Source organism: Oligoflexus sp., assembly GCF_035638955.1.
GTDB lineage: Bacteria > Bdellovibrionota_B > Oligoflexia > Oligoflexales > Oligoflexaceae > Oligoflexus.
Map to the genome: position 1 here is coordinate 1 of NZ_DASQYZ010000441.1, position 5,453 is coordinate 5,453.

At 49.9% G+C, this 5,453-nt stretch carries 7 protein-coding genes; 6 read left to right on the forward strand and 1 reads right to left on the reverse strand.

What is annotated here, in order from left to right:
• Nucleotides 1-193: 193 nt before the first annotated feature.
• The 4 genes from VE954_RS36300 (at nt 194) to VE954_RS36315 (ending at nt 3,110) form a co-directional block, all read left to right on the forward strand.
• Nucleotides 194-733: a GNAT family N-acetyltransferase gene (locus VE954_RS36300; RefSeq protein WP_324962350.1), complete on the forward strand. Its 540-nt coding sequence runs from the start codon at nt 194-196 to the stop codon at nt 731-733.
• A gap of 20 nt (nt 734-753) precedes the next feature.
• Nucleotides 754-1,089, forward strand: a complete 336-nt coding sequence (locus VE954_RS36305) for a hypothetical protein (RefSeq protein WP_324962352.1) — start codon at nt 754-756, stop codon at nt 1,087-1,089.
• Between the two features lie 81 nt (nt 1,090-1,170).
• On the forward strand, nt 1,171-2,238 hold the full coding sequence (locus VE954_RS36310) for a hypothetical protein (protein WP_324962354.1): 1,068 nt from the start codon (nt 1,171-1,173) through the stop codon (nt 2,236-2,238).
• Nucleotides 2,239-2,918: 680 nt separating this feature from the next.
• Nucleotides 2,919-3,110 carry a hypothetical protein gene (locus VE954_RS36315; protein WP_324962356.1) on the forward strand — a complete coding sequence of 64 codons (192 nt, stop codon included), beginning with the start codon at nt 2,919-2,921 and terminating at the stop codon, nt 3,108-3,110.
• A gap of 85 nt (nt 3,111-3,195) precedes the next feature.
• Here VE954_RS36315 and VE954_RS36320 read toward each other — a convergent pair whose 3' ends face one another.
• Complete coding sequence (locus tag VE954_RS36320; RefSeq protein WP_324962357.1) at nt 3,196-3,861, reverse strand: hypothetical protein; 666 nt, start codon at nt 3,859-3,861, stop codon at nt 3,196-3,198.
• A 367-nt stretch (nt 3,862-4,228) separates the two neighbouring features.
• Here VE954_RS36320 and VE954_RS36325 point away from each other — a divergent pair, with 367 nt between their 5' ends.
• Both VE954_RS36325 and VE954_RS36330 read left to right on the forward strand, forming a co-directional pair.
• The gene (locus VE954_RS36325; RefSeq protein ID WP_324962359.1) at nt 4,229-4,969 is read left to right on the forward strand and encodes a hypothetical protein; all 741 of its coding nucleotides are present in this window, start codon (nt 4,229-4,231) and stop codon (nt 4,967-4,969) included.
• Between the two features lie 265 nt (nt 4,970-5,234).
• Nucleotides 5,235-5,453: NADAR family protein (locus VE954_RS36330; RefSeq protein WP_324962361.1), on the forward strand; the 219-nt coding region annotated here is incomplete at its 3' end.

Sequence of the window (5,453 nt, forward strand, 5' to 3'; positions counted from 1 at the left end):
TCTAGACTTGATTGAGTCGGTCAAATCAAAAGTCAGATCAGCAAGAAAATTTCCCAGAATTCGCAAAACACCTAACTTGGGCTTTCGAAATAGACTGCAAAAGGAGAAAGCGTCGATTCTTTCTTAACCGAATGACATTGAGGGCGATAGACCCTCACCTTGGAACGAGGTGGCTACGAACCGGGGGATCAAATTGCTCGAACTAAGACAACTAATAGTAAGTGATGAACGCGCTTTCCGGGCCGCCGTTGCCGATTTTAGATGCTACGATCCAGACTGGACCTTCGCATTTCATTTTGACGAGAAGACCGATTTTGCGAAGTACGTGCAGAAGGTCAAGGACTGGTCCGAAGGTAAAGACCTTGGCGAATTTGTCCCGAATACATTTCTTGTAGCCGTCGTGGGAAGCAAGATCGTGGGACGCGTGTCGCTGCGGCATGAGCTCAACGATTTTCTGCTACGCGAAGGCGGCCACATCGGATACGGCGTAGTGCCCTCAGAAAGACGTAAGGGATATGCGAAGGAAATGCTCCGGCAAACGCTGCCAATAGCCAGGAAGCTTGGTCTAGCGAAGGTTCTATTGACCTGCGATGACAACAACGAAGGTTCAGCGCGAACGATCGAAGCTCATGGTGGCATTTTGGAAAACAAGATCTTGGACTCGGGAATGACCGTTGCCAAGACGGAGGCAGTCTTGGGGGCGTGCTACCTCCTGTCCGCCCCAACCGCGTAGGTCGTCAAGCGGACATTGCCATGGGCGGTATCACCATTTTACAATCGTATCATGACGGCAAACTTCAGCCGGCCCGCATACGCTACTATACTGCGGACCTTCCGGAGCTTGCCGCAACTACGACCGGCCTGGACTACCAGCAAACTGGTGCGAAGCAGAATATGAACATCTATATCAATAGGCGCGCTCTGGCTCCGGGAGTCCTGGACGGCGGCCTTACCATGTCCGATCGTGGCTTGGCCGGGGTTATCTTCCATGAATGGCTCCATCGGATTGGCTACGATCATCCGCAGGGTCAAGGAGCCAATACTTTCATTAGAGCTGCGGGCGAGTGCGTGGAATCCGACAATCGTTGATTGTTAGCAACATACTATTTTTTGTTCTCTAAGACCGGATAGGGTATTCTATGAAGGCAGATTTGCCTCATGGAGTATCCCATGCTTTTTGAAGAAGCGGCGCTGATTTATGAAGCGGATGGCACTGTTACAATTGAAGCCCCCTGGATGCGAACAACGATTTCAAACTGGCCGGGGCGACCTTCTCCAGAGGAGCTCTACGCCTTCCCATCCATTCAAAAGCTGCCTTATTGGTATCACAGCCCTCGTCCCCGCGAAGCTCTCCCAATCGGTTCGCAAGACGCGTATCTCGATGGGATTGAAATTCTCTTCGAGACAGCTGAATCCCTGATTGGCGAATCTTGTGATTGGGAGCTGGACGCTCTGTTGAAAAAATCCCTTATCCAAACTATGGATATGGACGAAGCGGTTGGCTTTGATCCCTTTGCCGCTTACGCCGTCCTGCAGAGGTTTGTGCTGGTGAATGGATTGAAGTTGAATCGATTGGGCCGGATGGTAAAAGATAAATTTGCGCAGGACGGCCAGTCTCCTTCACCAGTCTATCGCGAACTTCTGGTCGAACTCGTACACTTCTCGTATTTCGTCACACGCGCATGTCCAGCTGTACTCGAAGCTTCCCGGAATTATGCCGAACCTGCCGGGCAACTGATGGCACGGTTTGTTGCCGGTGAACGAGGACATGAGCATTTCGCGATTCATTCACTGCAACTCTTGACTGAGAGCCAGTCAAGCTGCATGCTATATCCTATACGTCCGGAATTGAAACTTCTGATGAACATACTGAAGGTCTGCGTCACGAGCAGTCCTCTCGGTCTCGCGGCGTGTCTTTTTTGTTTTGAAGGCTTGTCCTACGACTCCCCCACCTGGTCGCCCTGGAAAAGTCTGGAAGCGCTGGATCAACGGCATGGAGAGACGGGGGTTGGCCGTCATGCGCAGATCAACCAATCCGAGAAACACAGCGACATTGGCTTTGAACTGGCTCGTCTGTTGCCCGTGCAACAGTTCGAAGATGTGTGCCTTGCCGCTCGTTTGACCGAACTTTGCGTAAAGACACGGCTGCGACTTTTTTCCAACGTGCTTAAAGGTCGACTGGATTTTGAAACATACATTCAGCCCGTTCCGGAGCTGTCGATAGTATCTCAGGCTTAAAGCCAAACTCGCATTCAAATGGGGGTTCTGCCGGGATCTTACATGCTTCGTACCAACAGTGGAAACCGTCTGACTTACCCTGATGTTCCGCGACCTCTGCGTCCGTGCAGGGCTTGTATATACCCTTTGCGATCTGGGTCACGACACAGGCATTCGGGGATTGGACCGTTGCGGATGCCTGCGCGGCTTCCTTATGGCCCGATCCTTTCTTGCAGGAATAAGTAAGCACTAAAGCGACCGGGATCGCCAGGTGCTTCAATAGTGATGCTTCCACGTGCTCTCCATGCAGATGAGGTCTGTTCCCATGTTTGTCGGAACTTCATTCTAACACAGGAGCTGCATTCCGCGCCTCAGTCTATCCGTATGTCCGAAGAGGATTTTTCAACTTTGTTCCTGAAGAAGGGTAATATTGATACGATCAATGTTGAGTGAGTAAGGTCAAAATACCAGAGGTTTTTTGCAACACAACCCATTGGCGCCATCTTCACACCCATCAACATTAATGATCTGGGCCAGCCAGGGCGCGGACAATTTCTGTCCGCTTCTGGGACACTATCGCTAATCGAGGTCGAAAAATCCCAATAAAATAGGTCCTTCAGGCTGGAATAGCTGTTGCAATAGGTGCGCAACAACCGGGCATACGTCGCCCCTATGGAACTAAGGAGAATTGGAGAAAAATTATGTCTACTCTCATCACTCTCATCGCCGCCGCCGTTTCAATGCTTGCCCTGGCTATTGTCGCTTCGGGAATTTTAGTCCTGTCGATCAAAAGCCTACAGCAAGGATTTGCCGATTACCTGACCATGCGTTCAGACGATGAATGCAAAGGTAGTGGTGATGTTAGAATTAAGGTAATGCCACGCATAGCCTGATCAGGCTCTTTGACGTCGAATCAGCCACGACCTGCGCACGCAATCTTTCATGTCCGGCTCCGGTATGCTCGTCAGGGTTGTCAGATCAGTCAATGGCCTTGAGGTTGAGTTTAGAGCCACCAAGGATGCTGCCGACCAGTTTACTCTGGAACCAGTGGTAATAACCCAGGACTTCATCATAGCCATAGTAACCTTGAGACTCTTCATCAACCATAGAAACAGCCAGCGCATTGTCGCTTGCCATCTTCACTTCAACGATGTCGACAAGGCCGTTGCGACCTTCTTTAATGAGCGCCTGACCCGTTGCACCGCTTTCGAAATGGCTGATGAGAAAGCCGAGCGAACCCTCGCGATCGAGAGCCTTCATACGGGTAAAACGGGTAATGACGGTGCCGCCTTTTTTGTGATCATAGGTTTTCATATCAGCAAGATTGCGATAAGTAGCGAACATGACATCAGACGGGGATGCCTGATAGCTATTGGCAAGGCGCATCTGCCTTGGAAGAGTGATCCTGCCGATGGCGACGTCAGCATTCACGATATAGCTGATAACACCGCTTTGCTCAAAAGCCAGTTCCACTTCGCCGTTGGCAAAGGACAAGGCATCGCCATAAATGGCGTTTTGCATGCCAAGGACCATAGTGTTCCGAGGCGTTATCATAAGATCAGAATTTTTATCCGACTTGGAACCGCAGGCGTTCAAAAAGAGTGCGGATAGCAGAGCCGAAGCAGCGATAGAACTTTTCAACATGATCATCTCCAAAAGGTAAAAGAACCTTAAATGCGCTCGACCATGAGCAAGGTGAAAGTCAAGCAGGAAAATTCAGTGGCCTCACTGAGAATTCGACAGTGACCATAGGGCGCAAACGATCTGAACGTCAAGGATTTGGAAATCGTCGCTCTACCAGCAAAAACTACGGCCCTTGAACGTTAAGAAACCTGATTTAGCAGATGTTCGAGATATTGCGAAAATTTATGCAAATCCATTTCCCAACCTCCGAAGTCAATGGCTTTAACCTTGAAAGTCAGAAAACAAAGAATTTGATATGGTTTGGCAGACGATGGTAGTAAGCCTTTTTCGTTTTCAGCTGCACCCTGAGTCAAATGCTGAAAGCCCTTTGCTTTATATTGACTTCAGCGCATCCCCCACTCTTCGGAAGGTTTATACTATGACATATCCTTACGTTCTTATTCTGGCACTTAACCTGGCAGCCTGCGGCTCCCAGAAAGATTCCAAAAAAGATCCAGCCCCAGAACCGGCGCCCCCAGCCCCCGCAGCGACGCCTGCCCCGACTCCAGCCTTGACCCCGGTGCCAGTGCCTCCCATAGATCTGACATCCAGAATCGAAACAGACTGCAAAAATCGTTCAGACGACTTTGACTGGATTGACGGAAAGTGTGTTGAAAACCCCAATGAAATTCTAGCGGGTGAGCTCGAACTAAAGGAAGGCATCATCTGGGAACCTAATTCCAGAAATTGCACGCCTGACTATGATGCTGACAACAAGCCACGCCCCAACTTTAAAAGGTGTGAAGGTGCAGACGTTACAATCCCACTGACAAGACCAACAGCTGGCAAAGGCAAAAACCTACTAAGACTCAGTTATAAATGTGATACGGTTGTTGGCATTCCCTTCGATATCGAAGTGGGAGACGTTTCAGCGACCATCTCTCCCAAGCGGGATGCGTCAGATGTCTTTAAGATAGTGTCTGATGTTGATGCCGAAAATCCTGTAAGCCTTAAGCTAAAATTTATCCCCAAAAACTATAGAGCCGGATTCATTTTGTCGGCGGTATCCTACCCCAAGGAGTGCAAGATACTGCTTCTGGACAACAGTCTTGTGAATTTCGCTCAGTAATAACGAGGCTGCGCAGAGGCTCAAGGCCTTTGCAGACGCTGGAATGTTGTCAGGCGAGGGAACTGCTTGTTTCTGCCGTAGGTCACAGAAGAATTATTGGGATTGAGAGCTCTAACAAATCCACTTTACAAATGGTGGGGAGTCCCCCCCTCTCGCGTGTCAACTCATCGCATGAGGACGATAAAAGTCCGTTACCTGCTTCCCCACTTGGTTGCCAACGGGTCGACTGGTATGTTTCCGGGGATGTACGCGTGAGGCAAACGAAATGGATCACCTTCTGAATCTTCAACAACGCTTTCGAAGCGGAGAGCCGCTCAAGTTTCATTTCTTCTGGGGACACACCCCATCCCATGGACGCGTGAATGAGTCCTGCCTGAGTCAATGGCATGTGGCGCCTTTCGTTATTGAAAATCATTGTTATCCCACAGCAGAACATTTCATGATGGCTGAGAAAGCCAGACTGTTCAACGATGGGGATGCACGG

Excerpts from the sequence above, each read along its gene's own strand:
- VE954_RS36305 (WP_324962352.1), top strand. The coding sequence starts at position 754 with ATGGGCGGTATCACCATTTTACAATCGTATCATGACGGCAAACTTCAG.
- VE954_RS36320 (WP_324962357.1), bottom strand. The coding sequence starts at position 3,861 with ATGTTGAAAAGTTCTATCGCTGCTTCGGCTCTGCTATCCGCACTCTTT.
- VE954_RS36315 (WP_324962356.1), top strand. The coding sequence starts at position 2,919 with ATGTCTACTCTCATCACTCTCATCGCCGCCGCCGTTTCAATGCTTGCC.
- VE954_RS36310 (WP_324962354.1), top strand. The coding sequence starts at position 1,171 with ATGCTTTTTGAAGAAGCGGCGCTGATTTATGAAGCGGATGGCACTGTT.